The 25,735-nt window shown below is 71.8% G+C and carries 18 protein-coding genes and 4 tRNA genes; 10 read left to right on the top strand and 12 right to left on the bottom strand.

Translation table 11 applies throughout. The annotated features are described in order from the left end of the window. The 3 genes from hrpA to E4099_RS09500 all read left to right on the top strand — a co-directional run. Positions 1 to 3,918: ATP-dependent RNA helicase HrpA (gene hrpA, locus E4099_RS09510; protein ID WP_245244715.1), on the top strand; the 3,918-nt coding region annotated here is incomplete at its 5' end. 214 nt (positions 3,919 to 4,132) lie between these two features. Further along, positions 4,133 to 4,207: transfer RNA gene (locus tag E4099_RS09505), tRNA-Asp, on the top strand. A 113-nt stretch (positions 4,208 to 4,320) separates the two neighbouring features. Next, a complete protein-coding gene (locus E4099_RS09500) occupies positions 4,321 to 4,548 on the top strand; it encodes a DUF6274 family protein (RefSeq protein ID WP_135338529.1) in 228 nt (75 codons plus the stop codon). A 468-nt stretch (positions 4,549 to 5,016) separates the two neighbouring features. Here E4099_RS09500 and bldC read toward each other — a convergent pair whose 3' ends face one another. Next, on the bottom strand, positions 5,017 to 5,223 hold the full coding sequence (gene bldC, locus E4099_RS09495) for a developmental transcriptional regulator BldC (RefSeq protein WP_003949541.1): 207 nt from the start codon (positions 5,221 to 5,223) through the stop codon (positions 5,017 to 5,019). Between the two features lie 478 nt (positions 5,224 to 5,701). Then, a complete protein-coding gene (locus tag E4099_RS09490) occupies positions 5,702 to 6,538 on the bottom strand; it encodes a DUF8083 family protein (protein ID WP_135338528.1) in 837 nt (278 codons plus the stop codon). A 198-nt stretch (positions 6,539 to 6,736) separates the two neighbouring features. Here E4099_RS09490 and E4099_RS09485 point away from each other — a divergent pair, with 198 nt between their 5' ends. Then, positions 6,737 to 7,846 carry a Leu/Phe/Val dehydrogenase gene (locus E4099_RS09485; RefSeq protein ID WP_135338527.1) on the top strand — a complete coding sequence of 370 codons (1,110 nt, stop codon included), beginning with the start codon at positions 6,737 to 6,739 and terminating at the stop codon, positions 7,844 to 7,846. 363 nt (positions 7,847 to 8,209) lie between these two features. After that, complete coding sequence (locus E4099_RS09480; protein ID WP_135338526.1) at positions 8,210 to 8,473, top strand: DUF3073 domain-containing protein; 264 nt, start codon at positions 8,210 to 8,212, stop codon at positions 8,471 to 8,473. Between the two features lie 159 nt (positions 8,474 to 8,632). Here E4099_RS09480 and purM read toward each other — a convergent pair whose 3' ends face one another. The 6 genes from purM to purS all read right to left on the bottom strand — a co-directional run bounded on the left by purM (position 8,633) and on the right by purS (position 16,066). Then, a complete protein-coding gene (gene purM / locus E4099_RS09475) occupies positions 8,633 to 9,727 on the bottom strand; it encodes a phosphoribosylformylglycinamidine cyclo-ligase (RefSeq protein ID WP_135338525.1) in 1,095 nt (364 codons plus the stop codon). A gap of 33 nt (positions 9,728 to 9,760) precedes the next feature. After that, the gene (gene purF / locus E4099_RS09470; RefSeq protein WP_135338524.1) at positions 9,761 to 11,278 is read right to left on the bottom strand and encodes an amidophosphoribosyltransferase; all 1,518 of its coding nucleotides are present in this window, start codon (positions 11,276 to 11,278) and stop codon (positions 9,761 to 9,763) included. A 327-nt stretch (positions 11,279 to 11,605) separates the two neighbouring features. Then, positions 11,606 to 12,448 (bottom strand): maleylpyruvate isomerase family mycothiol-dependent enzyme, encoded by an 843-nt coding sequence (locus tag E4099_RS09465; protein WP_135338523.1) that lies wholly within the window; start codon positions 12,446 to 12,448, stop codon positions 11,606 to 11,608. 330 nt (positions 12,449 to 12,778) lie between these two features. Continuing rightward, positions 12,779 to 15,028 (bottom strand): phosphoribosylformylglycinamidine synthase subunit PurL, encoded by a 2,250-nt coding sequence (gene purL, locus E4099_RS09460; protein WP_135338522.1) that lies wholly within the window; start codon positions 15,026 to 15,028, stop codon positions 12,779 to 12,781. Between the two features lie 52 nt (positions 15,029 to 15,080). Then, the gene (purQ, locus tag E4099_RS09455; protein WP_135338521.1) at positions 15,081 to 15,794 is read right to left on the bottom strand and encodes a phosphoribosylformylglycinamidine synthase subunit PurQ; all 714 of its coding nucleotides are present in this window, start codon (positions 15,792 to 15,794) and stop codon (positions 15,081 to 15,083) included. Continuing rightward, the gene (gene purS, locus E4099_RS09450; RefSeq protein WP_135338520.1) at positions 15,791 to 16,066 is read right to left on the bottom strand and encodes a phosphoribosylformylglycinamidine synthase subunit PurS; all 276 of its coding nucleotides are present in this window, start codon (positions 16,064 to 16,066) and stop codon (positions 15,791 to 15,793) included. Before purS ends, purQ begins: the two co-directional genes overlap by 4 nt. 297 nt (positions 16,067 to 16,363) lie before the next feature. On the opposite strand from purS, the gene E4099_RS09445 reads away from it, so the two are divergent. The 5 genes from E4099_RS09445 (at position 16,364) to E4099_RS09425 (ending at position 18,416) form a co-directional block, all read left to right on the top strand. Further along, positions 16,364 to 16,681: a histone-like nucleoid-structuring protein Lsr2 gene (locus E4099_RS09445; RefSeq protein WP_135338519.1), complete on the top strand. Its 318-nt coding sequence runs from the start codon at positions 16,364 to 16,366 to the stop codon at positions 16,679 to 16,681. 143 nt (positions 16,682 to 16,824) lie between these two features. Continuing rightward, positions 16,825 to 16,896, top strand: a tRNA-Gly gene (locus E4099_RS09440). Positions 16,897 to 16,992: 96 nt separating this feature from the next. Further along, positions 16,993 to 17,065 (top strand) — tRNA-Gly (locus E4099_RS09435). 224 nt (positions 17,066 to 17,289) lie between these two features. Then, the gene (locus E4099_RS09430) at positions 17,290 to 18,306 is read left to right on the top strand and encodes a histidine kinase dimerization/phosphoacceptor domain-containing protein (protein ID WP_167828329.1); all 1,017 of its coding nucleotides are present in this window, start codon (positions 17,290 to 17,292) and stop codon (positions 18,304 to 18,306) included. A gap of 34 nt (positions 18,307 to 18,340) precedes the next feature. Then, positions 18,341 to 18,416 (top strand) — tRNA-Gly (locus E4099_RS09425). A 329-nt stretch (positions 18,417 to 18,745) separates the two neighbouring features. On the opposite strand, the gene E4099_RS09420 is transcribed toward E4099_RS09425, so the two are convergent. The 4 genes from E4099_RS09420 to purD all read right to left on the bottom strand — a co-directional run bounded on the left by E4099_RS09420 (position 18,746) and on the right by purD (position 25,477). Next, positions 18,746 to 19,645 (bottom strand): phosphoribosylaminoimidazolesuccinocarboxamide synthase, encoded by a 900-nt coding sequence (locus E4099_RS09420; protein ID WP_135338517.1) that lies wholly within the window; start codon positions 19,643 to 19,645, stop codon positions 18,746 to 18,748. 81 nt (positions 19,646 to 19,726) lie between these two features. Next, the gene (locus E4099_RS09415) at positions 19,727 to 21,205 is read right to left on the bottom strand and encodes a N,N-dimethylformamidase beta subunit family domain-containing protein (RefSeq protein WP_135338516.1); all 1,479 of its coding nucleotides are present in this window, start codon (positions 21,203 to 21,205) and stop codon (positions 19,727 to 19,729) included. Between the two features lie 667 nt (positions 21,206 to 21,872). Further along, entirely contained in the window at positions 21,873 to 23,840 is a 1,968-nt protein-coding gene (locus E4099_RS09410; RefSeq protein ID WP_135338515.1) for a hypothetical protein, read from the bottom strand. Positions 23,841 to 24,187: 347 nt separating this feature from the next. Continuing rightward, complete coding sequence (gene purD / locus E4099_RS09405) at positions 24,188 to 25,477, bottom strand: phosphoribosylamine--glycine ligase (RefSeq protein ID WP_135338514.1); 1,290 nt, start codon at positions 25,475 to 25,477, stop codon at positions 24,188 to 24,190. Positions 25,478 to 25,735 lie beyond the last annotated feature (258 nt).

The following is a 25,735-nucleotide window of genomic DNA, read 5'->3' as shown; positions in this document are numbered from 1 at the left end:
CTGCTGGAGCGACTTCCCGAGCTGATGCTGCGCGACCAGCAGCGGCTGGGGCGCCGGCTCGACGGCGCGCGGCGGATCCGCAAGCCCGAGGCCCGTACGGCGGTGCTCGCCGAGATCGCGGCCGATGTCGACCAGGCCGAAGTGCGCGTGGCGAGCCGCCGCGCGGCGGTGCCCGAGGTCAGCTACCCCGAGTCGCTGCCGGTCAGCCAGAAGAAGGACGAGATCCTCGCGGCGATCCGGGACCACCAGGTGGTGATCGTCGCCGGTGAGACCGGGTCCGGCAAGACCACCCAGATCCCCAAGATCTGCCTGGAGCTGGGGCGGGGGGTGCGCGGGCTGATCGGCCACACCCAGCCGCGCCGGATCGCCGCCCGCACGGTGGCCGAGCGGGTGGCCGAGGAGCTGCGCACCCCGCTGGGCGAGTCGGTCGGCTGGAAGATCCGGTTCACCGACCAGGTGAGCCAGGACACCCACGTCAAGCTGATGACCGACGGCATCCTGCTCGCGGAGATCCAGACCGACCGCGAGCTGCGCCAGTACGACACGATCATCATCGACGAGGCGCACGAGCGCAGCCTCAACATCGACTTCATCCTGGGCTACCTGGCGCAGCTGCTGCCCCGGCGCCCCGACCTGAAGGTCGTCATCACCTCAGCCACCATCGACCCGGAGCGGTTCTCCCGGCACTTCGGGGACGCGCCGATCGTCGAGGTCTCGGGCCGCACCTACCCGGTCGAGGTGCGCTACCGGCCGCTGCTGGAAGAGGGCGGCGAGGACGCCGACCGCGATCAGATCACCGCCATCTGCGACGCCGTCGACGAGCTCCAGGCCGAGGGCCCGGGCGACATCCTGGTCTTCCTCTCCGGCGAGCGGGAGATCCGGGACACCGCGGACGCGCTGGGCAAGCAGCAGCTGCGGAACACCGAGGTGCTGCCGCTGTACGCCCGGCTCTCGCACGCCGAGCAGCACCGGGTCTTCCAGCGCCACACCGGCCGCCGCATCGTGCTGGCGACCAACGTCGCGGAGACCTCGCTGACCGTCCCGGGCATCCGGTACGTGATCGACACCGGGATGGCCCGTATCTCGCGCTACAGCCACCGCACCAAGGTGCAGCGGCTGCCGATCGAGCCGATCAGCCAGGCCAGCGCCAACCAGCGCAAGGGCCGCTGCGGCCGTACCAGTGACGGCATCTGCGTCCGGCTGTACTCCGAGGACGACTTCCTGTCCCGGCCGGAGTTCACCGACGCGGAGATCCTCCGTACCAACCTGGCCTCGGTGATCCTCCAGATGACGGCGGCGGGGCTGGGCGACATCGAGCGGTTCCCGTTCATCGACCCGCCGGACCGCCGCAACATCAAGGACGGTGTGCAGCTCCTGGAGGAGCTGGGCGCGCTGGACGGCAAGCAGAAGGACCCGAAGAAGCGGCTGACGCCCACCGGCCGGAAGCTCTCCCAGCTCCCGGTGGACCCGCGGCTGGCCCGGATGGTGCTGGAGGCCGACCGGACCGGCTGTGTGCGCGAGGTGATGGTGATCGCCGCCGCGCTGTCCATCCAGGACCCGCGGGAGCGCCCCTCCGACAAGCAGCAGCAGGCCGACCAGCAGCACGCCAGGTTCCGCGACGAGACCAGCGACTTCCTCTCCTTCCTCAACCTGTGGCGGTACGTCCGCGAGCAGCAGAAAGCGCTGTCCTCCTCCGCGTTCCGCCGGATGTGCCGCAGTGAGTACCTGAACTACCTGCGGATACGCGAGTGGCAGGACATCTACAGCCAGCTGCGCACGGTCGCGAAGACGATGGGCATCCACCTGTCCGACCAGGACGCGGCGCCCGATCACATCCACACCGCGCTGCTGTCCGGGCTGCTGTCGCACGTGGGCCTGAAGAACACCGTGGCGGAGGGCGGCAAGGAGACCGCCAAGAACGAGTACCTGGGCGCCCGCAGCGCCAAGTTCGCGGTGTTCCCCGGCTCGGCGCTGTTCAAGAAGCCACCGCGCTGGATCATGTCCGCCGAACTGGTGGAGACCTCGCGGCTGTGGGCGCGGGTGAACGCGCGGATCGAGCCGGAGTGGATCGAGCCGCTGGCCCAGCACCTGGTGAAGCGCACCTACAGCGAGCCGCACTGGGAGCAGAAGCAGGCCGCGGTGATGGCGTACGAGCGGGTCACGCTCTACGGCGTGCCGATCGTCGCCCAGCGGAAGGTGAACTACGGGCGGATCGACCCGGAGACCAGCCGCGACCTGTTCATCCGGAACGCCCTGGTGGAGGGCGACTGGCGCACCCACCACCAGTTCTTCCACGACAACCGCAAGCTGCTCGGCGAGGTCGAGGAGCTGGAGCACCGGGCCCGCCGCCGGGACATCCTGGTGGACGACGAGACCCTGTTCGACTTCTACGACCAGCGCATCCCCGAGCACGTGGTCTCCGGGGCGCACTTCGACTCCTGGTGGAAGCACAAGCGGCGGGAAGAGCCCGAGCTGCTCAACTTCGAGAAGTCGATGCTCATCAACGAGCGCGCGGAGGGCGTCACCAAGGACGCCTATCCGGACTCCTGGCGGCAGGGCCGGCTGAAGTTCCGGGTGACCTACCAGTTCGAACCGGGCACCGACGCCGACGGGGTGACGGTCCACATCCCGCTCCAGGTGCTCAACCAGGTCTCCGCCGAGGGCTTCGACTGGCAGATCCCGGGGCTGCGCGAGGAGCTGGTGACCGAGCTCATCCGCTCGCTGCCCAAGCCGGTGCGCCGGCACTACGTACCGGCCCCCAACTACGCCCGGCGCTTCCTGGACGGCACCGTGCCCCTCCAGGAGCCGCTCACCGCCGCACTCGGCCGTGAGCTGCACCGGATGGTGGGTGTACCGATCGAGGCGGACGACTGGGACCTGGCGAAGGTCCCGGATCATCTGAAGATCACTTTCCGGGTGGTCGACGAGCGGCGCCGCAAGCTGGCCGAGGACAAGGACCTGGAGGCGCTGCGGCTGCGGCTGAAGCCGAAGACCCGGGACGCCATCTCCAAGGCCTTCGAGACGTCCGGGGAGGGCGCCGGGATCGAGCAGCGCAGCGGGCTGACCGGCTGGAGCGTGGGCACGCTGCCGCGCGTCTTCGAGACCCGGCGGGCCGGCCAGCCGATCAAGGCGTACCCGGCGCTGGTGGACGAGGGCTCCTCGGTGGCGGTGCGGCTCTTCGACACGGAGGCCGAGCAGCGGCAGGCCATGTGGCGCGGGGTGCGCCGGCTGATCCTGCTCAACCTGCCCTCCAACCCGGCCAAGTTCGCCCAGGACAAGCTGTCCAACAGCGCGAAGCTGGCGCTGGCACGCAGCCCCCACGGGAGCGTCCAGGCGCTCTTCGAGGACTGCGTGGCGGCCTCCGCGGACCGGCTGATCGCCCTGCGCGGCGGCCCGTCCTGGGACGAGGAGGCGTTCCGCAAGCTCTTCGACGCGGTACGGGCCGACATCACCGACGCCACGCTGGACACCGTGCGCCGGGTGCAGGAGGTGCTGACCGCCTGGCAGTCCTGTGAGCGCCGGCTGAAGGCCACCACCAGCCCGGTGCTGCTGCCGTCCCTGACGGACATCCGGGAACAGCTGGCGGAGCTGGTGAAGCCCGGCTTCGTGACCGCCCACGGGGTACGCCGGCTGCCGGACCTGATGCGCTATCTGGTGGCCGCGGACCGCCGGCTGCAGCAGTTGCCGACCAACGCCGAGCGGGACCGCACCCGGATGGCCAAGGTGCGGGAGATGCAGGACGAGTACGCCTGGCTGCTGGAGCAGTTCCCTGCGGGGCGCCCGGTGCCCCCGGAGGCCCGGGACATCCGCTGGATGATCGAGGAGCTGCGGGTCAGCTACTTCGCGCACGCGCTGGGCACCGCCTACCCCGTCTCCGACAAGCGCATCGTGAAGGCGATCGACGCGGTGGCGCCCTGAGCCGAGGGCCCTGGCGGGTGGGCCCTGCCCCTGGTGGGCGCCCGCCCGAAGGGGTGGCGGCCTTGGCCTGAAGAGGGCGCCGGGCCCGTCCGGAGGCGCTTGGCGGACCGGGTCGGGGCGGGGTCCGGGTGGCCCGCCGGGCGCGAGTTCGACCGCACCCCCTGACCTGCTGTAGAGTCTGGTTTCGCAGCGCACGGAGTGCGAAGCGAAGCAAGGTCCTGTGGAGCAGTTTGGAGTGCTCGCCACCCTGTCAAGGTGGAGGCCGCGGGTTCAAATCCCGTCAGGACCGCAGATCGAAGGCCCGGATCCGCACAAGGATCCGGGCCTTTGTGTCTCTTGACTGGGGCACGTACCAGCGGTACCCCTTCAGGAAGTGCTGTGGGGGCGCGGGAGGTGCGGCACATGACGACGACCGCGAGACATGAGATCCGGGCGCTGCTGCGCGCCCATCTGTCGGCCGCGGCGGGCTACCGCCATTCGACGCGGTACTGCCCGGTCTGCCGCCGGCTGCTGCGGCTCGCGATGGAACCGGCCGCCAAGGGCTCCCAGGACGCTGGGAGCGCGGGAGTCGGCGAGGGCGCCGGCGCTCTCGACGGGCCGGCCGCGGGAGAGTCCGCCCGGTGCCGATGACATCGATTCCCTTTACCGTAGGTATGCGCTTGATGACAAGCAGCATGCGATGTGACGGGTGTCACCGAACAGCTTTCCCAAGTGGGGGGGTTTACCCCCCTCCTACAGCGAGTCAATTTAATATGTGCAATTGCACGGGTTGTACGGGGTGCTTCGAAGCCATTACGGAAGGGCTCCCCCTGGCCGGCGCACGGCCGGGACCGACCCACCCGGGCGCACCCCGAAGGGGCCCTGGCGGGTGCCGAATTCACCCGTGCGGGGGCGTTCCGGAGCAGATCCCGGGATGCTTCCCGGCCGCCGGAAGACGGCGAAAAAAATCGCGCTGGACCCGGCGGAGTCCAGCGCGATCAACGACTCACCCATGATGTGCGGGCGGCGGGCCTGTTGGGGCAGGCACCTGTCGTGGGGTGCTGCGGTCGGGCGGCTACCGGGCTGGGGGGCCCGGAAAATGCCCGGTCATGCGGTTGTTCAGGCCTCGCTGCGCTGCTGCGGGATGCCCGCCAGGAGTGCGCGGACCTCCGCTTCGCGGTAGCGCCGGTGCCCACCGAGCGTGCGGATGGACGTGAGCTTGCCTGCCTTGGCCCAGCGCGTGACCGTCTTGGGGTCCACGCGGAACATCGTGGCAACCTCAGCCGGGGTCAGCAGCGGCTCGGCATCAGGGGTGCGAGCGGTCATGAGCGGCCTCCTCGGGAGAACCGAACCATCACGGTTCTTTCCTCTAAATTCTGCACCTTGACCCGCGTTGCCCGAAATGGCAGACGCGGGCCGAGTCGGTTATAGGACGAACGGCTTGTCCTCGGCACTACAACTACACCATCCGTCCAGCCCCGTCGGCCAAACCGATGGAATTGCGCTCTCAGGTGTTCAACCTCGACGGAAGCCGATGGACCGTGCCATAGCGGACAGTCACCCAACCGTAACGATCAGTCACACCCGGACCAGCCGTCACCAGCCCCCACCAAGGAGTGCAATACCGAGGATTCCGCCCATACTTGGACGGAAGGAGGCCCCCTTGGACTCCTTGTCCTATTTTGACACGAGGACAGGGTAAAGCCGCAAGACCGGAAGTAAGTGGGTTACATCACGGTTGCCGCAATAGCCCGGATCGGGACCTACGTCCCGCTCCGGCGCGCACCCTTCGCGGGACACGCCCCTAACTCGCGCTCTGCCGCCCGCGTACCGCGCTCCACCGCTCCGTCAGCCGCTCGTAGACGGTCCCGGCCCGATCGGCGTCACCCTCCCGGAGGGCGGCGAGCCCCTCGGCCACATCCGCGGCCGAACGGTCCCCGTCGAGGTCCTCGACGGGCAGGGTGTGCACCAGTCCGCCGTAGTCCAGTTCGACCAGCGAACGCGGATGGAACTCCTCCAGCCAACGGCCAACATCTACCAGGCCGTCGATGAGCGGTCCCTCGCCGAGCGCCTCGCGCAGCACCTTCAGGCCACGCGCCACCCGCCGCCGCGCCTCCACCATCGGCGTCCGGTAGCGCAGGACGACCTCTTCGGCCCCGTTGGTGAACTCGCGCTCCTCGTCCGCGAAGAGCACGAACCAGCGCACCGGCACGTGCCAGGTGGCCGACTTGATCCAGGGTCGGGCGTCCGGGTTCCGCTCCAGCCAGCGCTCGTAGTCCGCGACCGCCTGCCGGCGCACCACCGGCGGCAGCACCGCGTCCAGCAGCGGGGCCGGGAAGCGCTCGGACAGCTCCTCCAGCGCCAGCCAGCCGCGCAAGCGCGTGCGCCAGGGGCAGACGCAGACCACGCCGTCCACCACCGCGACAAAGGCGTCCCGGCTCTCGTGCACCGGCACCGGGACCGGGGGCACCGGCAGCAGGTCGGCCAGCGAGCGGCGCAGCTCGTCCTGCGCGCCGGGCAGCCGGTCCCGCCGCGCGTAGCGGGCCCAGTGGGTGCGTTCCGGCTCGGGGAAGGCAGCCAGTGGCTCGTAGACCCGCAGATACGCCGCGTACGGGACTGTCACCGAAGACGCCAAGGTCACGCACGCTCCTCAAGGCCGATTCGAGTGCCGGTAGTTGCCTCTCCCTGATGCTCGAATCGTCCCACGCCCGCGCGGCGACGGAACCGCGGACGCTACGGGTGCGGCAAGGTCAACCAGAGGGCCCATTCCGCGGCCGCAAGGGCTTACGCTCTTGGCGACCGGCCCTCCCCCACCCCAGGAGGGCGTCCTCCGCGACTTATGGGAGTCACCACCGTGACTGACGTACGTCCCACCAGCGATGCCGACGGCGTGCTGCACACCCTGTTCCGCTCCGACCAGGGCGGCCACGAGCAGGTCGTGCTCTGCCAGGACCGGGAGAGCGGCCTGAAGGCCGTCATCGCCATCCACTCCACCGCGCTCGGCCCTGCCCTGGGCGGCACCCGCTTCCACGCGTACGCCTCCGAGGAGGAGGCCGTCCGGGACGCCCTCAACCTCGCCCGCGGGATGTCGTACAAGAACGCCCTGGCCGGCCTGGACCTCGGCGGCGGCAAGGCCGTGATCATCGGCGACCCCGAGGTGATCAAGAGCGAGGAGCTGCTGCTCGCGTACGGACGCTTCGTCGCCTCGCTCGGTGGGCGCTATGTCACCGCCTGCGACGTCGGCACCTATGTCGCGGACATGGACGTGGTGGCCCGTGAGTGCCAGTGGGTCACCGGCCGCTCCCCGGAGAACGGCGGCGCCGGCGACTCCTCGGTGCTCACCGCCTTCGGTGTCTTCCAGGGCATGCGCGCCAGCGCCGAGGCCGCCTGGGGTGACCCCACGCTGCGCGGGCGCCGAGTGGGCGTCGCGGGTGTGGGCAAGGTGGGCCACCACCTGGTCGGGCATCTGCTGGAGGACGGCGCCGAGGTGCTCGTCACCGATGTGCGCGCCGAGTCGGTGGACCGGATCAAGGCCAAGTACCCGCAGATCACCGTGGTGGCCGACACCGACGCGCTGATCCGCGCCGACCTGGACGTCTACGCTCCGTGCGCGCTCGGCGGCGCGCTGAACGACGAGACCGTGCCGGTGCTGACCGCCAAGGTGGTCTGCGGCGCGGCCAACAACCAGCTCGCCCACCCGGGGGTGGAGAAGGACCTCGCGGACCGCGGCATCCTCTACGCCCCGGACTACGTGGTGAACGCGGGCGGTGTGATCCAGGTCGCGGACGAGATGCACGGCTTCGACTTCGACCGGGCCAAGGCCAAGGCGACCAAGATCTTCGACACCACGCTGGCGATCTTCAAGCGGGCCGAGGCGGACGGGGTGCCGCCGGCCGCCGCCGCCGACCGCCTGGCCGAGCAGCGGATGGCCGAGGCCCGGCAGCGCTGACCGCGCCATCCCCCGATCGGCCGATCGAGGCGACAGCGGAGAGTAGTCGCCAGCAGTATTTTCGGCCATTTCTTCGGAGGCCACGGCATGCCATGGCGGGCCGTGAGGGAGAGATCCCTCACGGCCTACCGGCGGGTCGCCGCTCAAGGCACGTTAAAATCGCAGCTGACCAGCGAGGACAGGGCACCTCGCAGGTTGTGTGACGTGGCACGTCATGCGGGCGACGTACCGTATGGCCACAGAAGCAGGTACCGTTGAAGCCCTACGGACGGTCTCTCCCTGGAGAGTCCGCTCCGACTCATGAACGTGAACGCGTGTCAAGACTCTGGGGCCGTCGAGCCCCGTCGTTGAGGGGGTCGAGCCATGGGGCGCGGCCGGGCCAAGGCCAAGCAGACGAAGGTCGCCCGCCAGCTGAAGTACAACAGCGGTGGGACTGACCTCTCACGCCTGGCCGAGGAGCTGGGCGCATCGACATCGAACCAGCCGCCGAATAGCGAGCCGTTCGAGGACGATGAGCTGGACGACGACCCGTACGCACGGTACGCCGAGCTGTACGACGAGGACGAGGACGAAGACGACGAGGAGTCGCATTCGTCCGGTACGTCCGCGCACCGCCGTCGCGCCTGAGCGCGCATCGAACGGGCGTCCAGCTTTACGCCGTACACATCAGCCGGTCCGCGGCTTAGGCCCCGGACCGGCTTTCGTGCTGCCTGCGTCCGCGCCGCGGGGGTGACCACCGCGGCGCACGGGGCGCCGGTGATCACTCCCCCGGCGCCCTTGCTCGGCTCAGCTCGCGTAGTCACCGGTGAGGGCCACCGCTTCGGAGTGAGCGCCGCGCTCGGTGATCTCGCCGCAGACCCAGGAGTCCACGCCGCGGTCGGCGAGGGTGGTCAGCGCCGCGTCCACGGACTCCTGCGGCACCACGGCGATCATGCCCACGCCCATGTTGAGCGTCTTCTCCAGCTCGTGGCGCTGCACCGCGCCCGCCTGGCCGACCAGGTCGAAGATCGCGCCCGGGGTCCAGGTGGAGCGGTCCACGGTGGCGTGCAGGTGGTCCGGGATGACCCGGGCCAGGTTGTTGGCCAGTCCACCGCCGGTGATGTGCGAGAAGCCGTGCACCTCGGTGGTCCGGGTCAGCGCCAGGCAGTCCAGCGAGTAGATCCGGGTGGGCTCCAGCAGCTCCTCGCCCAGGGTGCGGCCCAGCTCCGGGACCTCGCGGTCCAGCGCCCAGCCGGCCCGGTCGAAGAGCACATGACGGACCAGGGAGTACCCGTTCGAGTGAAGCCCGGAGGAGGCCATGGCGATCACCGCGTCGCCCGAACGGATGCGATCCGCGCCCAGCACCCGATCGGCCTCGACGACACCGGTTCCGGCGCCGGCCACATCGAACTCGTCCGCGCCCAGCAGCCCCGGGTGCTCGGCGGTCTCGCCGCCGACCAGCGCGCAGCCGGCCAGCACACAGCCCTCGGCGATGCCCTTGACGATGGCCGCGACCCGCTCCGGGTAGACCTTGCCGACGCAGATGTAGTCGGTCATGAACAGCGGCTCGGCACCGCAGACCACCAGGTCGTCCACGACCATGCCGACCAGGTCGTGGCCGATGGTGTCGTACACGCCCATCCGGCGGGCGATGTCGACCTTGGTGCCCACGCCGTCGGTGGCCGAGGCGAGCAGCGGCCGCTCGTAGCGCTTGAGCGCGGAGGCGTCGAAGAGCCCGGCGAAGCCGCCGAGGCCGCCGACGACCTCCGGACGGGTGGCCTTCTTCACCCACTTCTTCATCAGCTCGACGGCGCGGTCTCCCGCTTCGATGTCGACGCCCGCGCTCGCGTAACTGGCACCGTTGCCCGCGTGCTGGGCACGCTCAGAGGACTCAGCAGACATGGCTGGAACTTTCGTGTCGTGTGTTACGGGGCGTTACGGGCGGCGCAGTGCGTCCGCGGCGTCGGTGCCGCCGGCCAGCTCGCTCTCCAGCAGGTGCTTGCCCAGCAGCTCCGGGTCCGGCAGCTCCATCGGGTACTCACCGTCGAAGCAGGCGCGGCACAGGTCGGGCTTGGCGATGGTGGTCGCCTCGACCATGGCGTCGAGGGAGATGTACGCCAGCGAGTCCGCCCCCAGCGACTTGCCGATCTCCTCGACCGACAGGCCGTTGGCGATCAGTTCGGCGCGGGTGGCGAAGTCGATGCCGAAGAAGCACGGCCACTTGATGGGCGGGGAGGAGATCCGGATGTGGACCTCTGCGGCCCCGGCCTCGCGGAGCATCCGCACCAGCGCGCGCTGGGTGTTGCCGCGGACGATCGAGTCGTCCACCACCACCAGCCGCTTGCCGCGGATGACCTCCTTCAGCGGGTTGAGCTTGAGCCGGATACCCAGCTGGCGAATGGTCTGCGAGGGCTGGATGAAGGTCCGGCCCACGTAGGCGTTCTTGACCAGCCCGGAGCCGTACGGGATCCCGCTGGCCTCGGCGTAGCCCACCGCGGCCGGGGTGCCCGACTCCGGGGTCGCTATGACCAGGTCCGCGTCGGCCGGGGCCTCGGCGGCGAGCCGGCGGCCCATCTCGACACGGGAGAGGTAAACGTTCCGCCCGGCGATGTCGGTGTCGGGGCGGGCCAGGTACACGTACTCGAAGACGCAGCCCTTGCGGCGGGTCTCGGCGAAGCGGGAGGCCCGCATGCCGTTCTCGTCGATGGCGATGAGCTCGCCCGGCTCCACCTCGCGGATGAAGCTGGCGCCCACGATGTCCAGGGCGGCGGTCTCGGACGCCACCACCCAGCCGCGCTCCAGGCGGCCGAGGACCAGCGGACGGATGCCCTGCGGGTCGCGGGCCGCGTACAGCGTGTGCTCGTCCATGAAGACGAGGCTGAAAGCACCCTTGACCTTGGGCAGGACCTGGGCAGCCGATTCCTCGATGGTCAGCGGCTTGCCGTCGGCGTCCAGCTGCCCGGCGAGCAGCGCGGTGACCAGGTCGGTGTCATTGGTCGCCGCGACCTGGGTGGCCCGTCCGTTCTCCCGGGGGAGCTCGGCGACCATCTCGGCCAGCTCGGCGGTGTTGACCAGGTTGCCGTTGTGGCCCAGCGCGATGGAGCCGTGGGCGGTGGCTCGGAAGGTCGGCTGCGCGTTCTCCCACACCGAGGCACCGGTGGTGGAGTAGCGGGCGTGACCCACCGCGATATGGCCCTGGAGGGAGCCGAGGGAGGTTTCGTCGAAGACCTGGGAGACCAGGCCCATGTCCTTGAAGACGAGGATTTGGGAGCCGTTACTCACTGCGATGCCCGCGGACTCCTGTCCACGGTGCTGCAGCGCGTACAGACCGAAATAGGTGAGTTTGGCGACCTCTTCACCCGGCGCCCAGACCCCGAAGACGCCGCAAGCGTCCTGGGGGCCCTTCTCGCCGGGGAGCAGGTCGTGGCTGAGTCGTCCGTCACCACGTGGCACATCTTGAAGTCTAGGCCAGTTCCGGAGCACACCAGCACGGGGGACCGGCTCGGCAGCCGCCCAAAACACCCCGGAACCGGGTCCACTGGGCCGGTAGCCAGGCCGGGGGCGCGGTCGCGGGGGGTGTCGCTGCGGCGAGGATCACACTCCGTACCGCTCCTCGGGGCGTACACCGGGCCCGCACCGGGCGCCAGCATATGCATTTCAGCCACCTCACGCGCACGCTCCGTGCAGGCCGCGGCGGTGCGCGGGACGGCTTGACCGCCCCTGCCGAGCGCCCGGGCGCGCGGCCCCGAACCGCCACCGCGGCTCAGGGGTGAACGGGGCTCAGCCGAGCAGCGGAAGCTGCGCGGACAGGTCGGCGCGCTCACCGCTGGCGCTCACCTCCGCCGCCGCCACCGCCTCCGCCCAGCCGGTACGGCCGGTGGCCAGCCGGATCCAGGTCAGCGAGTCGGTCTCCACCACGTTCGGCGGGGTGCCCCGGGTGTGCCGCGGCCCCTCGACACACTGGACCACGGCGAACGGCGGGACCCGGACCTCCACCGAGCCGCCCGGGGCCTTCACCGCCAGCGCGTCGGCCAGCAGCCGGACCGTGGTGGCCAGGGCCTGCCGGTCGAAGGGGATCTCCAGGCCGGTGGCCGCCGCCAGGTCGTCCGTGTGCACCACCAGCTCCACACAGCGGGTCACCAGGAACTCGTCCAGCCGGATCCCCCCGATACGGGTCGGCAGCACCCAGTCGCCCGGAGTCCGCGGCACCCGCTCCGCGTACCGCTCGGCGGCTCGCTCCACCAGCGCGGCGGGATCCTCCTCGGCCGCCATGCCCCGCGCCGCCTCCCCGATGCCCTCGGCCAGCGCGGCGGTGGCGAACACCCAGTCGGTGGCGGTGATCTCCGCCTCGGGCGCCGGGGGCGGCTCCAGCGCGCGGACCACGCTCTCCCACGCCATCGACATGTGCGCCACCAGCTCGCGCACGGTCCAGCCTTCCTGGGCGCCGCCACCGGGAGACGGCCCCACCAGACGGGTGGGCGCGGACAGCTGGGTGGCCGTCAGTCCGGCCACCGCGTCCCGGACATGCCGGCTCTGCGCCGCCACCGCGGCGCGGGTCTTGTCCGGGTCGTAGCGGCGGGCTCGGGGCCCGCGGGTCCGGGAGCTGCGCTGAGCTGGAGGCATGGCACCGAGCCTATGCCGGTCCCGGCCGCCCCGGGGGCCGATCGCCCAAGACGCCGGCGGTCCGCCCATCGACTGCGCCGGGCACCACCAGAGCCTGCCCTCGGGGCCGTGCGGGAGAGCGGCCTGGACGGTCCACCTGGCCGGGAACCCGGGACGTCGGGGCCCGAGCAACGCGCACGGGAACGGGCCGGGCCACCGGCCTCGCCTGACCTTGCCGGGCGTCCCGGCACCCGCCTCCGCCGGAGCAGAGCGGCGCGGCGGGACGGGGGCGCGCATGGCGGTGCCCCGGGGGCCGGGCGGCCGCCGGGGCACCTGGTGAGGAGCCGGCTGTCAGGCCAGCAGCGCCGGAATGGCGTCCTCGTACACGCTCCGGAGCTCGGTCAGCGGGATGCTGAACTCGCCCTGCACCTCGACCGCGTCACCGTCGACCACACCGATGCGGGTGGCCGGCAGCCCGCGGGCGCCGCACATGTCGTTGAAGCGGACCTCCTCGCTGCGCGGCACCGCGACCACCGCACGGCCGGCGGACTCGGAGAACAGCAGGGTGAACGCGTCCAGGCCGTCCGGGACGATCAGCCGCGCGCCGGTCCCACCACGCAGGCAGGACTCCACCACGGCCTGGATCAGGCCGCCGTCCGACAGGTCGTGCGCGGCGTCGATCATCCCGTCCCGGGAGGCCGAGATGAGGATCTCGCCGAGCAGCCGCTCCCGGTCCAGGTCCACGGCCGGCGGCAGTCCGCCGAGGTGGTCGTGGACGACCTGGGACCAGGCCGAGCCGCCGAACTCCTCGCGGGTGTCGCCCAGCAGGTACAGCAGCTGGCCCTCCGCCGCGAAGGCGATCGGCGTGCGCCGGGTGACGTCGTCGATCACACCGAGCACCGCGACCACCGGGGTCGGGTGGATGGCGGTCTCGCCGGTCTGGTTGTACAGCGAGACGTTGCCGCCGGTGACCGGGGTGCCCAGCTGCCGGCAGGCGTCCGCCAGCCCCCGGGTGGCCTCGGCGAACTGCCACATCACCGCCGGGTCCTCGGGCGAGCCGAAGTTCAGGCAGTCGGAGACGGCCAGCGGCTTGGCGCCGGTGGCGGCGACATTGCGGTACGCCTCGGCGAGCGCCAACTGGGCGCCGGTGTACGGGTCGAGCTTGGCGTACCGGCCGTTGCCGTCGGTGGCGATGGCCACGCCCAGGTTCGACTCCTCGTCGATCCGGACCATGCCCGCGTCCTCGGGCTGCGCCAGCACCGTGTTGCCCTGCACGAAGCGGTCGTACTGGTCGGTGATCCACGCCTTCGACGCCTGGTTGGGCGAGCCCACCAGCCGGAGCACCTGCTCGCGCAGCTCCTCGGGAGTCTGCGGGCGCGGCAGCCGGCCGGCGTCGTCGGCCTGCAGCGTGTCCTGCCAGTCGGGGCGGGCGTACGGCCGGTGGTAGGTGGGGCCCTCGTGCGCCACCGAGCGCGGCGGGACGTCCACGATCTGCTCGCCGTGCCAGAAGATCTCCAGCCGCTCGCCCTCGGTCACCTCACCGATCACGGTGGCGATGACGTCCCACTTCTCGCAGATCTCCAGGAAGCGGTCGACCTTGCCGGGCTCCACGATGGCGCACATGCGCTCCTGCGACTCGCTCATGAGGATCTCCTCGGGCGAGAGGCTGGCGTCGCGCAGCGGCACGGTGTCCAGCTCGATCCGCATGCCGCCGGAGCCGGCGCTGGCCAGCTCCGAGGTGGCGCAGGACAGACCGGCGCCGCCCAGGTCCTGGATGCCGGCGACCAGGTCCTCCCGGAAGACCTCCAGGGTGCACTCGATCAGCAGCTTCTCCTGGAACGGGTCGCCGACCTGCACCGCCGGGCGCTTGGCCGGCTTACTGTCGTCGAAGGTCTCCGAGGCCAGCACGGAGACGCCGCCGATGCCGTCGCCGCCGGTACGGGCCCCGTACAGGATGACCTTGTTGCCCGGCCCGGAGGCCTTGGCGAGGTGGATGTCCTCGTGCTTCATCACACCGATGCAGCCGGCGTTGACCAGCGGGTTGCCCTGGTAGCAGGGGTCGAAGACGACCTCGCCGCCGATGTTGGGCAGGCCCAGGCAGTTGCCGTAGCCGCCGATGCCCGCGACCACTCCGGGCAGCACCCGCTTGGTGTCGGGGTGGTCGGCCGCGCCGAAGCGCAGCGGGTCCACCACGGCGACCGGACGCGCGCCCATCGCCAGGATGTCGCGGACGATGCCGCCGACACCGGTGGCCGCGCCCTGGTAGGGCTCGATGTACGAGGGGTGGTTGTGCGACTCCACCTTGAAGGTGACCGCGTAGCCCTGGCCGACGTCGACCACGCCCGCGTTCTCCCCGATGCCGACGAGCATCGCCTCGCTCTTCGGGGCCTTCTCGCTGAACTGCTTCAGGTGCACCTTGCTGCTCTTGTAGGAGCAGTGCTCGGACCACATGACGGAGTACATGGCGAGCTCGGCCCCGGTGGGGCGCCGGTCGAGGATCTCGCGGATCCGCTCGTACTCGTCCTGCTTCAGGCCGAGTTCGGCCCACGGCTGCGCGGCGTCCGGGGTCTCGGCCGCGTGCTTGACCGTATCCAGACTCATGGTGCGTCCTTTTCCGTGGTCATCTGCGACCGGACGGCCGCGTGTGCGTCACTCATGCGGTGACCAGCTTCTTGAGGATCGAGGTGAAGAATCCCAGGCCATCGGTGCGGCCGGTGCCGACCAGCGGCTCCACGGCGTGCTCCGGGTGCGGCATCAGACCGACGACGTTGCCCGCCGCATTGGTGATTCCGGCGATGTCGCGCAGCGAACCGTTGGGGTTCCGGCGCTCTTCGAGCGGATAGCCGCCGAGCCCGCCGCCGATGTAGCGGACCACGACCCGGCCCTCGGCTTCGAGCTCGTCCAGGACGCGCTCCTCCGCCACGTACCGGCCGTCGATGTTCTTCAGCGGAATGCTGATCTCCTGGCCGGATTCGTACGAACTCGTCCACGCCGTATCGGCGTTTTCCACCCGCAACTTCTGATCACGGCAGATGAAGTGCAGATGGTTGTTTCGCAGCATCGCGCCCGGCAGCAGGTGGGTCTCGGTGAGGACCTGGAAGCCATTGCAGATGCCGAGAACGGGCATACCCGCCTTGGCCTGCTCAATGATGGACTCCATCACCGGAGAGAAGCGGGAGATCGCCCCGGCGCGCAGATAGTCCCCATAGGAGAAGCCGCCGGGCAGAACGACCGCGTCGACCTGCTTGAGATCCTTGTCACGGTGCCACAGCGGCACGGCTTCCATCCCCGCGACACGGACCGCGCGCTGGGTGTCGCGGTCGTCCAGCGTGCCGGGGAAAGTGACGACACCGACGCGCGCCGTCACGACTCCGCCTTCGCGCCGTCGACGTCCTCCACCTTCACGGTGAAGTCCTCGATGACGGTGTTGGCGAGGAAAGTCTCCGCCATCTCTCGGATGCGGGTGAGGGCGGCCTCGTCGAGGGGACCAGCCACCTCGAGTTCGAAGCGCTTGCCTTGACGGACATCGGAGATCCCCTCGAATCCGAGGCGGGGCAGTGCGCGCTGCACCGCCTGGCCCTGCGGGTCGAGGATCTCCGGCTTGAGCATGACGTCGACTACGACGCGTGCCACTGGCACTCCCGGTGGTGATGTGGTGCGTAAGGCGGTACTCGTAGCGTACCCCTCGGAAAAATCTACGCGAGTAGATATACTGAAACCGGGGTCACGTTTAAGCATCGGCGACCAGAACTGCTAGGGAAAGCGGCCCATAAAACGTAGGGTCCCGATTGCGACGTGACACGCGGACGGAATTCGCAGGGCTTCACAATGCAATGTCCGTCGCTGTACAAAAGAAAAAGCATTGAACCCGTACCCCTTCAGATCCGGCATCTGTGCACATCGCGGCACCGATGCAGCCCGAAAGGACCGATATCCGTGGCACAGCGCGTAGTGGTCACGCTCTCCGACGACATCGACGGCGGAGAGGCCGAGGAAACGGTCTCCTTCGGACTCGACGGACGGTCCTACGAGATCGATCTGAGCGGCGCCAACGCGAAGAAGCTTCGCGGCGCCCTGGCCCCCTTCGTGGAGGCCGGCCGCAAGCGGTCCCGCTCCGGCAAGGCCTACCGGCGCACCGCGGTGGCCCCGGACCCGGCGGCGGTGCGCGCCTGGGCGCGCTCGCACGGGATGGACGTCCCGCCCCGCGGCCGTATCCCCAAGAAGGTCTACGAGGCGTTCAACGAGGCGAGCTGAGAGCGCCCTTCGCCCGGCCCGCGACGCCGGGGAACCGCGATCCGGGTCCCCCGTTCGGCCGAGTTGCGCGACACCCCCGGTGATCCGCTAAAGTCTGGAGCACGCCGAGGGGCGAGGCCGAAAGGCAAAGCCCCGAGGAGCATGCGGGTGTAGCTCAGTAGTAGAGCGCCCCCTTTCCAAGGGGGAGGCGCAGTGTGCGATCCCTGTCACCCGCTCTCATCGCTTACCGATCCACTCCGGTGGATCAGGTACAGTGGTGTTCGCACCGCTCGGCGGCACCTCTTCACCGAGGAGTCGGCGGTTGGGAGCATGCGGACGTGGCTCAGTTGGTAGAGCATCACCTTGCCAAGGTGAGGGTCGCGAGTTCGAATCTCGTCGTCCGCTCAGTGTGAAGGCCCCGGTCATCCGATCGGGGCCTTCGTCGTTCTCCCGCTTACCTTCCTTCGGCTTCTTCGGTTTCCTTCAGCTTCCTTCAGGTTTCGTCACTTCTCTCCGTCTCCCGGGTTCGTCCAGGGCCATCCGGACTGTGGCCTGGACGGGTTTGACGGGTGTTTGCTGTACGACGGTGGTTCCGCTGGGAGCCGCGGCGTTGGATGACGGAGGTCCGAGTGACCAGGCCCAGATGGCGGAACCGCAGCAGGCTCGCGCAGGCCGACCTCGTCACGCACCGGTCCCTGCATCTGCTGACCTGGGCCGGTCCCCTGGCGATCATGGCCTGCCTGGCCACCGGGACGGTACGGGACTCCCCCGCACCGCTGGCGCTGCTGCTGCTGATCGGCGCCCTGGCGGTGGCCCAGGGCATGTCCGGCACGGCGGTGCTCCGCGGCGAGCTGGGCCGCTCCCCCGGCACCGGACCGGTCTTCCCCCGCGCCGGCTCCGCCGCCCTGGGCACCGGGCCGGTCGTCCCGAGCGCCGGTGCGGCCGGCCGCCGGCGGCTGGTGACCGGGGGTGTGCTGCTGGCGGGCACCATCGGCTGGGTGCTGTCGCTGTCCTGGGCCGGCGGGATCCAGCACAGCGGGATCGTGCCCGTGATGCTGGCCGCGGCCGGCGTCCCGTTCCTCGTCCCACACGCGCTGCCGGTCTCGGCGCGTACCGCCGCCACCGCGCAGCTTCTGGTGGCCACCACGTCCGGGGCGGGTCTGGCACTGGCCGGCGGCGGCCCGAGGGCCGGGCTCCGGGCCTTCCTGGTGGTGATCGCGGTGAACGGCTGGCTGGCCTGCGCGGTACGCGGCTCGGCCCGGATGCTCCGGGCCCTGGCCGAGCTGACGGCGGCCCGGGAGGCGCGGGCGCGGCTGGCGGCGGCCGAGGAGCGACTGCGGCTGGGGCGTGAGATGCACGAGGCGCTGGGCCGCCGGCTGGCGGTGATCGCGCTCAACTGCGAGCTGGCCGTCCAGCTGGCCCACCAGGGCTCGCCCGCGGCGGTGGAGCGGATGGCGGAGGTGCAGCGGATCGCCCAGGACTCGCAGCAGGAGGTGCGCGACATGACGTGCGGCTGCCGGGAGCCGGATGCCCGTACCGGGCTGGTGGCGTACCACGCGCGACGTCGGCTCGCCGACCCCCGGCAGGCCGGATGTGAGAATCGGCATGCGGCGGCGCGCATCGGACGGCAGCGAGGTTGGCTATAGTGGACTTCGCACCGGGCGGGAACGCACGGAGCATGCGGACGTAGCTCAGTTGGTAGAGCGCAACCTTGCCAAGGTTGAGGTCGCGAGTTCGAGCCTCGTCGTCCGCTCCACATACGAAGACCCCGGTCACTCGGTGACCGGGGTCTTCGGCGTTTCCGGGTCTTTCCCGTCTCCGGGTCTTCTCCGTTTCCGGGGGCTTGCGCGTCTTCGGGCTCCTCCGTGGTCCGGGAGCTTCGGGGTCAAGGATCTTCGGCGTCTTCGGCATGTGAGGGGCGCGGGCGTACACACCCTGCGCCCTGGCGGGCACCGACCGAGTGCCGGGTCTCGGACACGGGTGCCGGCTGCCGGCTCTCGGATCCGGGTGCCGGGCCCGCGGACCCGGTACCGGGCATGGACCCGGGGCCTGGGTCTGGTCAGGCCCCGGGTCCATGGCGGCTGGTCAGGACCAGGGGATGCCGGTCAGCCGCTCGTACGCCTCGATGTACTTGGCCCGGGTCTGCTCGACGACCTCCGCCGGGAGCTCGGGCGGCGGCAACTCGCCGCGGCGGTCCCAGCCGGAGTCCGGGGAGTCCAGCCAGTCGCGGACGAACTGCTTGTCATAGGAGGGCTGGGAGCGGCCCGGCTGCCACTGGTCGGCGGGCCAGAAGCGCGAGGAGTCGGGGGTGAGCACCTCGTCGGCGAGGACCAGGGTGTCCCCCTCGAAGCCGAACTCGAACTTGGTGTCGGCGAGGATGATGCCCCGGTCACGGGCGATGTCACGGGCCCGCCCGTAGACCGCGAGGGTGAGCTGCCGCAGCTGGGCGGCGGTCTCGGCGCCGATCTGCCGGGCGACCTCCTCGTAGGAGACGTTCTCGTCGTGCTCGCCGACCTCCGCCTTGGCCGCCGGGGTGAAGATCGGGGAGGGCAGCTCGGAGCCGTTCACCAGGCCCTCCGGGAGGGCCAGGCCGCAGACCGTGCGGTCCCGCTCGTACTCGACCAGACCGGAGCCGGTGAGGTAGCCGCGGGCCACGCACTCGACCGGGACCATCCGCAGCGGCTTGCAGACCATGGTGCGGCCCGCCCAGTCGGCCGGGGCACCCTCGGGGACCTCGGTGGACAGCACATGGCTGGGCACCACGTCGGCGAGCTGGTCGAACCACCACAGGGAGAGCCGGGTGAGCACCCGCCCCTTGTCCGGGATCTCGGTGGGCAGCACCCAGTCGTGGGCGGACATCCGGTCGCTGGCGACCATCACGAGCTCGCCGCTCTGGTTCCGGTAGAGGTCGCGCACCTTGCCGGTGTGCAGGTGCTCTAGGCCCGGAACCTCGACCGGTTCGGGCTTCTCTACGAATCCGGACACGGATCCTCCTGGGGGGTTCGACCAAGTCCCCCGATTGTCCCCCACCTCCCCGATCGCCCGTTACCGGGGCTGACCCGCGGGTCAGTCCCGCTTGCACATCCGGTCCAGCAGGTTCGCGGTGGCGCGCTGGATGCGCTCGTCCACATGGCCCGGCCGGTCCAGCGCCGGTGACCAGGCGAAGGTGCCCGCCGCGAAGACCATGGCCCCGCTGGGCGCCTGGTACAGCGAGGTCTCCTGGTGCCGGGTCACGCCCTCCGAGTCGGTGTAGGGCGAATGGGCGAGCAGGATGCGCCGGGTGTGCTCGGGCAGGGTGGTGCGCGGGAAGTAGCGGTCGGCCTCGCCGGCCACCATGCCGGGCAGTTCGTCGCCCTCCCGGGCACCGGTGGCCTCCCACAGCCAGTGGTCCGCGTTGCGCACCACCAGCGGGTGCGGCTCCGGCACCCGTCCCGCGTACTGGATTCCGATCAGCTCCTGCTCCGGGGCGGAGCTCTCGCGCCAGAGCGCGGAGCGGCCGGGGCCCTGGCGCTTGCGGCAGGTCAGCAGCCGGTCCGGGCCGGCCGGCGAGGGCGCCAGCTCGACCCGCCAGTACATGGTGTTGGCCGACAGGAAGACGAGCGAGGTGCCCAGGTCGCGGGCCCGCTCCACGGCTCGGCGCATGGGCACCGACCAGTACTCGTCGTGCCCGGGGAAGACCAGCCCCCGGTAGCGGGTGGGGTCCACCCGGCCGGCGTGCAGGTCGCGGGTGTCGGCATAGGCCAGGTCGTATCCGTACCGCTCGGCCCAGCGGATGAAGTCATAGGCGTGCCCGACGTGCAGGGGGAGGCCGGCGCCCGCGTACGGCCGGTCGAAGGAGATGGTGACGGCCGCGTCCCGCTCGCCGAGCAGCCGGCCCTCCGCGTCCCAGGCGTGGTAGAGGCTGGCACCGGTACGGCCGTCCTCCGGATAGAGGTTGTACGCCTGCCAGGTGACGTCGGGGAGCACCAGCAGCAGGTCGGCGGGGTGGTTGTCGCGGACCGTGAACGGGATGTGGCTGCGGTAGCCGTCCTCGGTGGTGAGCACCGCGACATAGGCGCCGAGCCGCCAGTAGCTGGGGATCTGCAGGCGCCAGGAGAGCCACCAGTGGTGGCAGGAGACCGTGCGGTCGGCGGTGAGCGGGGGCGGCTGGACGATGCCGGACAGCCGAGGGCTGTTGGTGATCTTCGAGGCGCCGTCCCCGCCGTAGTGCCCGATGCGGTAGACGTCCACCCCGAACCGCTGCGGGGGGTCCACGGTGATCCGGAAGTCGATGGCCTCGCCCGGGGCGACCGAGGGCGTGGAGGTGAATCCCTTGATCTGCCGGTGCACATCGTCGGCGGTGCGCGGGCCGGAGCCGTGCGCGCCGCCCGGGCCGGGTCTGCCCCGGCCGGCTTCCATGTCCACGTACCAGGGCACCACATGGCCGGTGTCGTCGAAGTAGTTCTCGCTACCGCGCAGCCAGGGCAGCGGTCCCTGCCCGAACGGATCGTTCACCGCGTGGGCGAGTGCGCCCGACTCCCAGCGCCTGATCTGTTCCATCCCCACGTCGCTCCCCTCCCTGCGTCCCCCGACGGCGGGCCAGCCCTTGACCTTCCGTGTTGTTCAGGCCAAGTGATAGCGGTCGACTACCAGCACATCACATAACGCACCCAGTCCGTCACGGTTCGTCGCGAACTGGCGGGAGTGAACTTCCCCGGGTCCGATATGACCCCCCGAACTCCCCGCTCAAGCCGCCCTCAACGACCGTGCTGACGGGGGCGGGTAGACGAATCGGAGAGGTGGGAGCGCGGGGCGTGGGCGCCACGGCGCAACCGGGCGCACGGGGGCGCGGCACAGCGCGCTCGTGGGCGTACGGACCGGGCGCACGGGGGTGTGGCCGCGGCGCGGGGGCGTGGTCGCGGCACGGAGGCGTGGCGACGGCGCCGGGTCGGGAGTTCGGCGTACGGAGCGGCGAAGTTCGCGAGCGTGGGGCTGCCAAGGCGTGAGGGCTGGGATATCGGGATGCGGGCCCCGGCCCGGGCAGGGGCCCGGGAATCGGCAGGCGGAGAGCGGGCGCACCGCGCAATCGAGGGGGCGGCGCGTGCTCCGGCGCGGGTCAGGGCTCGGCAGGCGGGAAGCGGGCGCGCACCCGGGGCTCTGAGGGTTCGGCGGGCGGCTCATGGTTCGGCGGGTACGGGTGTGCCGGGGCTGCGGGCGTACAACCTGGTTCGGCTCAGCCTCGCCGGGCCGGTTGGCCGGTGCGGACGCCGACCTCGGTCAGCCAGGCGCGCAGTGGGGCCGGGTCGCCGTCCTCCACCAGGCTCAGCACGGGGATGCTCAGATCGGCCGCCCGGCGCCCGTCGACGAGCAGTACGGGGCCGTCCAGCCAGTCCAGGCCGGGGCGCGCCCCCACGGTGTCCAGCGCGGCGCAGCACACCACGGCGGTGACGTGGTCGGCCAGCAGCTCGCGGCCGGTACGGGGTGGCTGGAGCGGGATGAGCGGGGCGAAGCCGTCCGTCCAGGGCTCCGGACCGACGTCCCGGCCACCGTCGGAGGGCACCGCGGGCGGCGGCGTCCCGCCCGATGCCGCAGCGGCCGGGTGGGGGTGGCAGGCGACCCGCTGGGCGGCCTCCTCACGGGCCAGCTCGCCGGTGAGCAGGGCGGCCAGTTCCTCGCCGCGGCTCCGGCCGCCGGGGGGCGCCCCGGCGCGGCTGAGGCGGTCGATCACCAGGGTCAGGGTCAGGGCGGGGCCGACCGCGGCGGCGCGGCCGGCCGAGGGCGGTGGGCCACCGCGGCGCACCCGCAGCTCGGACGGACCGGCGGTGGGCCGGGCCGGGCCGACGCCCGAGGGATCGTCGAGGAGCCGCAGCAGCCGGTCGGCCTCCAGCCGCCACTTGCGGTCGACCACCTCGTCCGGATACTCGTCCCAGCCGACCGGCGCCCAGCCGGGGCCCGGTCGGGGCGGGCCGCCGTGGAAGAGCCGGGCGGCCAGCAGTGAGGCGGCCTGGTCGATCAGGCCCGGCTCCTCCAGCAGGTCACAGGCGGGCCGCTCGCCCAGGCGGGAGGCGAACCCCTCGGCCAGCCGGTCGCGCCGGGACAGCTCGGTCAGCGCGGAGACCACGCCCGCGTCCAGCCGGGAGGGCCAGCGGCCCATCCGCCAGGCGGGCAGCGCGACCCGGGTGAGCAGCCGGTCCCAGCCCGCGTAGGCGAGGCCGACCTGCTCCTGGGCGACGATCCGCAGGCCGTAGTCGACGGTCTGGGCCCGCTCGGAGGCGGCCGCGGCGACCGCGCGCTCCATCTCGGCGGCGTGGTCCCGGCAGCGGCGCAGCAGCAGCCGGGCCACCCATCCGACGAGGCCGAGTGCGGGGCGGCGCAGCGCCCGGTCCGCGAGCGGGGCGAGGAACCCCGGCCGTGGGTGCCCGCCGGCCGGCCTGCCGGCGGTGCCGGTGTCGGGAGCGGTCGGCCCGAAGCCGTCCTCCGGCTGCCCCGGCCGCTCCGGCGACGGGTCGGCGGTGGCGGTGCTGTCGGCCGCGACGGCCACCGCCGCGTCCAAGCCGCGCACGAAGCGGCGCGCGGCGGCTATGTCGGGGTGTGCGGAGGGCCCGGTGCCGGCCACCACGGGGGCGAGCAGGGCCCGCAGCTCGGCGACCCGCATCCACCACAGGAACGGCGAACCGATGACCAGCACCGGGGCCGACTGCCGGCGGCGGGCCCGGGACCGCTCGCCGTCCGGCGCGGCGCCGTCCGGGGTGGTCTCCGGTGCCGGGAGCTGCCGGTCCGCACCGTGCGCCCGGTGCGTACGGTCCTCCAGCCAGCTGTCGCAGTCCGGGGTGAGCGCTATGGCGGAGGGGGCGGGGACCCCGAGCCGGTCGGCCAGATCGCGAACCAGCCGGTAGAGGTCGGGGGCGGTCTCCTCGGGGATGGGCACGGTGGGGCTGAGCGCCGGCCTGGACCGGGCCACCACGGCGGCCACCCCGGCAGCCGCCAGCAGCACCACCACCGCCACCCCGACCACCGTCCAGCGGACCGCGGTCCACCCCGCCGAGCCGGTGAACCGGCCGGTGGCGGCGCCGACCAGCAGCACCACGGCCGCGGCGGCGGGGAGAAGAGCCATGGCGAGCGCGGTGCTGCGGACGCGCAGCACCGCGAGGGCTCGCGCGTGTGCCGCGAGGGCACCTGCTTCCGGACCTGGATCTGCCACGAGTCTGACACCCCCTCCTGCCCTGCCGATGAGAGAACAGCGGACGCCGGCGGCGTTGCTTCGTACTCCCCCCACTGTCACACCGGGCACCGCGACCGCAATGCCGGTGAGCCAGTTGCCGCAGCGCACCTGGGCGGCACGATAGTTGCGGCCGGGGCCCCCGTCAGCAGCTTGGGAAACGGCTCACTCGATGGAATGGCCTTGGGCCGATCGAGGCAACCTTTGGGCCCACTCGGGCGTGAGCAGGGTATGGACGGCTGGAACGGCCGGGTGCCGGCAGGGGCACGCGGCCGGCCCCGGCCCGGAGTCGGCCGAGAGGCCGAGCCCCGGTCGGGGCGTGGCACGGGTCAGGCGGAGGCGGCCCGCTCCGCGATGTCGGTGCGGTGGTGGGAGCCGTCCAGGCTGATCTGCCCGACCGCCCGGTAGGCCAGGTCGCGGGCGGCGGCCAGGTCGGAGCCGGTCGCGGTGACGGACAGCACCCGGCCGCCCGCGCTGACCACCTCGCCGGTGGCCTCGTCGCGCCTGGTGCCGGCGTGCAGGACGTACGCCTCGGGCGCCTCCGCGGCGGCGATCTTGTCCAGGCCGCCGATCGGGTCGCCGGTGCGCGGGGTGCCCGGGTAGTTGTGCGAGGCGATGACGACGGTCACCGCGGCGTCCTCGCTCCAGCGCAGCGGGGGCAGGGTGTCCAGCCGGTTGGTGGCCGCGGCGAGCAGCACCCCGGCCAGGGGGGTCTTCAGCCGGGCCAGGACCACCTGGGTCTCCGGGTCGCCGAAGCGCGCGTTGAACTCGATGACCCGCACCCCGCGGGAGGTGATCGCCAGTCCGGCGAAGAGCAGCCCGGAGAAGGGGGTGCCGCGGCGGCGCAGCTCGTCGACGGTGGGCTGCAGGACGGTCTCCAGCACCTCCTCCACCAGCCGGGGCGCGGCCCAGGGCAGCGGGGAGTAGGCGCCCATGCCGCCGGTGTTCGGACCCTGGTCGGCGTCGTAGGCGCGCTTGAAGTCCTGCGCGGGCTGGAGCGGCAGCACGGTCTGTCCGTCGGTGATGGCGAACAGCGACACCTCGGGGCCGTCCAGGAACTCCTCGATGACCACCCGGCCGGTCGGCGCCGCGCCCTCGCCCCCGGGCGCCACGCAGGCCAGCGCGTGGGCGCGGGCGGCAGCGAGGTCCTCGGTCACCACGACGCCCTTGCCGGCGGCCAGACCGTCGTCCTTGACCACGTACGGCGCGCCGAAGGCGTCCAGCGCCTGGTCGATCTCGGCCGGGGTGGTGCACAGGTAGGAGCGGGCAGTGGGCACGTTGGCGGCGGCCATCACGTCCTTGGCGAAGGCCTTGGAGCCCTCCAGGGTGGCGGCCTCGGCGGACGGGCCGAAGACCGGGATGCCGCGCCCGCGCACGGCGTCCGCGACACCGGCGACGAGCGGGGCCTCCGGCCCGATGACCACCAGGTCGGCCTCGAGTGAGGCGGCGAGGGCGGCGACCGCGGCGCCGTCCAGCACATCCACCGAGTGCAGGGTGGCCAGCTCGGCGATACCGGCGTTGCCGGGCGCGCAGTGCAGAGCGGTGACGTCGGGGTCGAGGGACAGGGAGCGGCACAGGGCGTGTTCGCGGGCGCCGCCGCCGATGACGAGGACCTTCACGCCATGCAGCCTATTGCCTCCCGGCCCCGAGCCGCGGGGCGGCCGTGCGGTGAGGGCCGGCGGGGCGGCCCGGGAGCGGACGGGGCGGCCCCACGACGGGACTGGTCGAGGCGGCCAGGAGCGGACGGGGCGGCCCCACGACGGGACTGGTCGAGGCGGCCCGGGAGCGGACGGGGCGCGGCCGTACGGGTGCCGGGGTGGTGGCCCCCGGTGGGCGGGAATGCCCCAGTAGCGGTACGGGGCGTGGGGCCGCGGGGC

Origin of the sequence: Streptomyces palmae, assembly GCF_004684805.1 — a bacterium.
Classification (GTDB): domain Bacteria; phylum Actinomycetota; class Actinomycetes; order Streptomycetales; family Streptomycetaceae; genus Streptomyces; species Streptomyces palmae.
The sequence above is the reverse complement of the archived record's forward strand: the minus strand, read 5'-3'. Positions and strand labels throughout refer to the sequence as shown.

Excerpts from the sequence above, each read along its gene's own strand:
- E4099_RS09500 (WP_135338529.1), top strand. The coding sequence starts at position 4,321 with ATGACGACGACCGCGAGACATGAGATCCGGGCGCTGCTGCGCGCCCAT.
- bldC (WP_003949541.1), bottom strand. The coding sequence starts at position 5,223 with ATGACCGCTCGCACCCCTGATGCCGAGCCGCTGCTGACCCCGGCTGAG.
- E4099_RS09485 (WP_135338527.1), top strand. The coding sequence starts at position 6,737 with ATGGGAGTCACCACCGTGACTGACGTACGTCCCACCAGCGATGCCGAC.
- E4099_RS09480 (WP_135338526.1), top strand. The coding sequence starts at position 8,210 with ATGGGGCGCGGCCGGGCCAAGGCCAAGCAGACGAAGGTCGCCCGCCAG.
- purM (WP_135338525.1), bottom strand. The coding sequence starts at position 9,727 with ATGTCTGCTGAGTCCTCTGAGCGTGCCCAGCACGCGGGCAACGGTGCC.
- E4099_RS09465 (WP_135338523.1), bottom strand. The coding sequence starts at position 12,448 with ATGCCTCCAGCTCAGCGCAGCTCCCGGACCCGCGGGCCCCGAGCCCGC.
- purL (WP_135338522.1), bottom strand. The coding sequence starts at position 15,028 with ATGAGTCTGGATACGGTCAAGCACGCGGCCGAGACCCCGGACGCCGCG.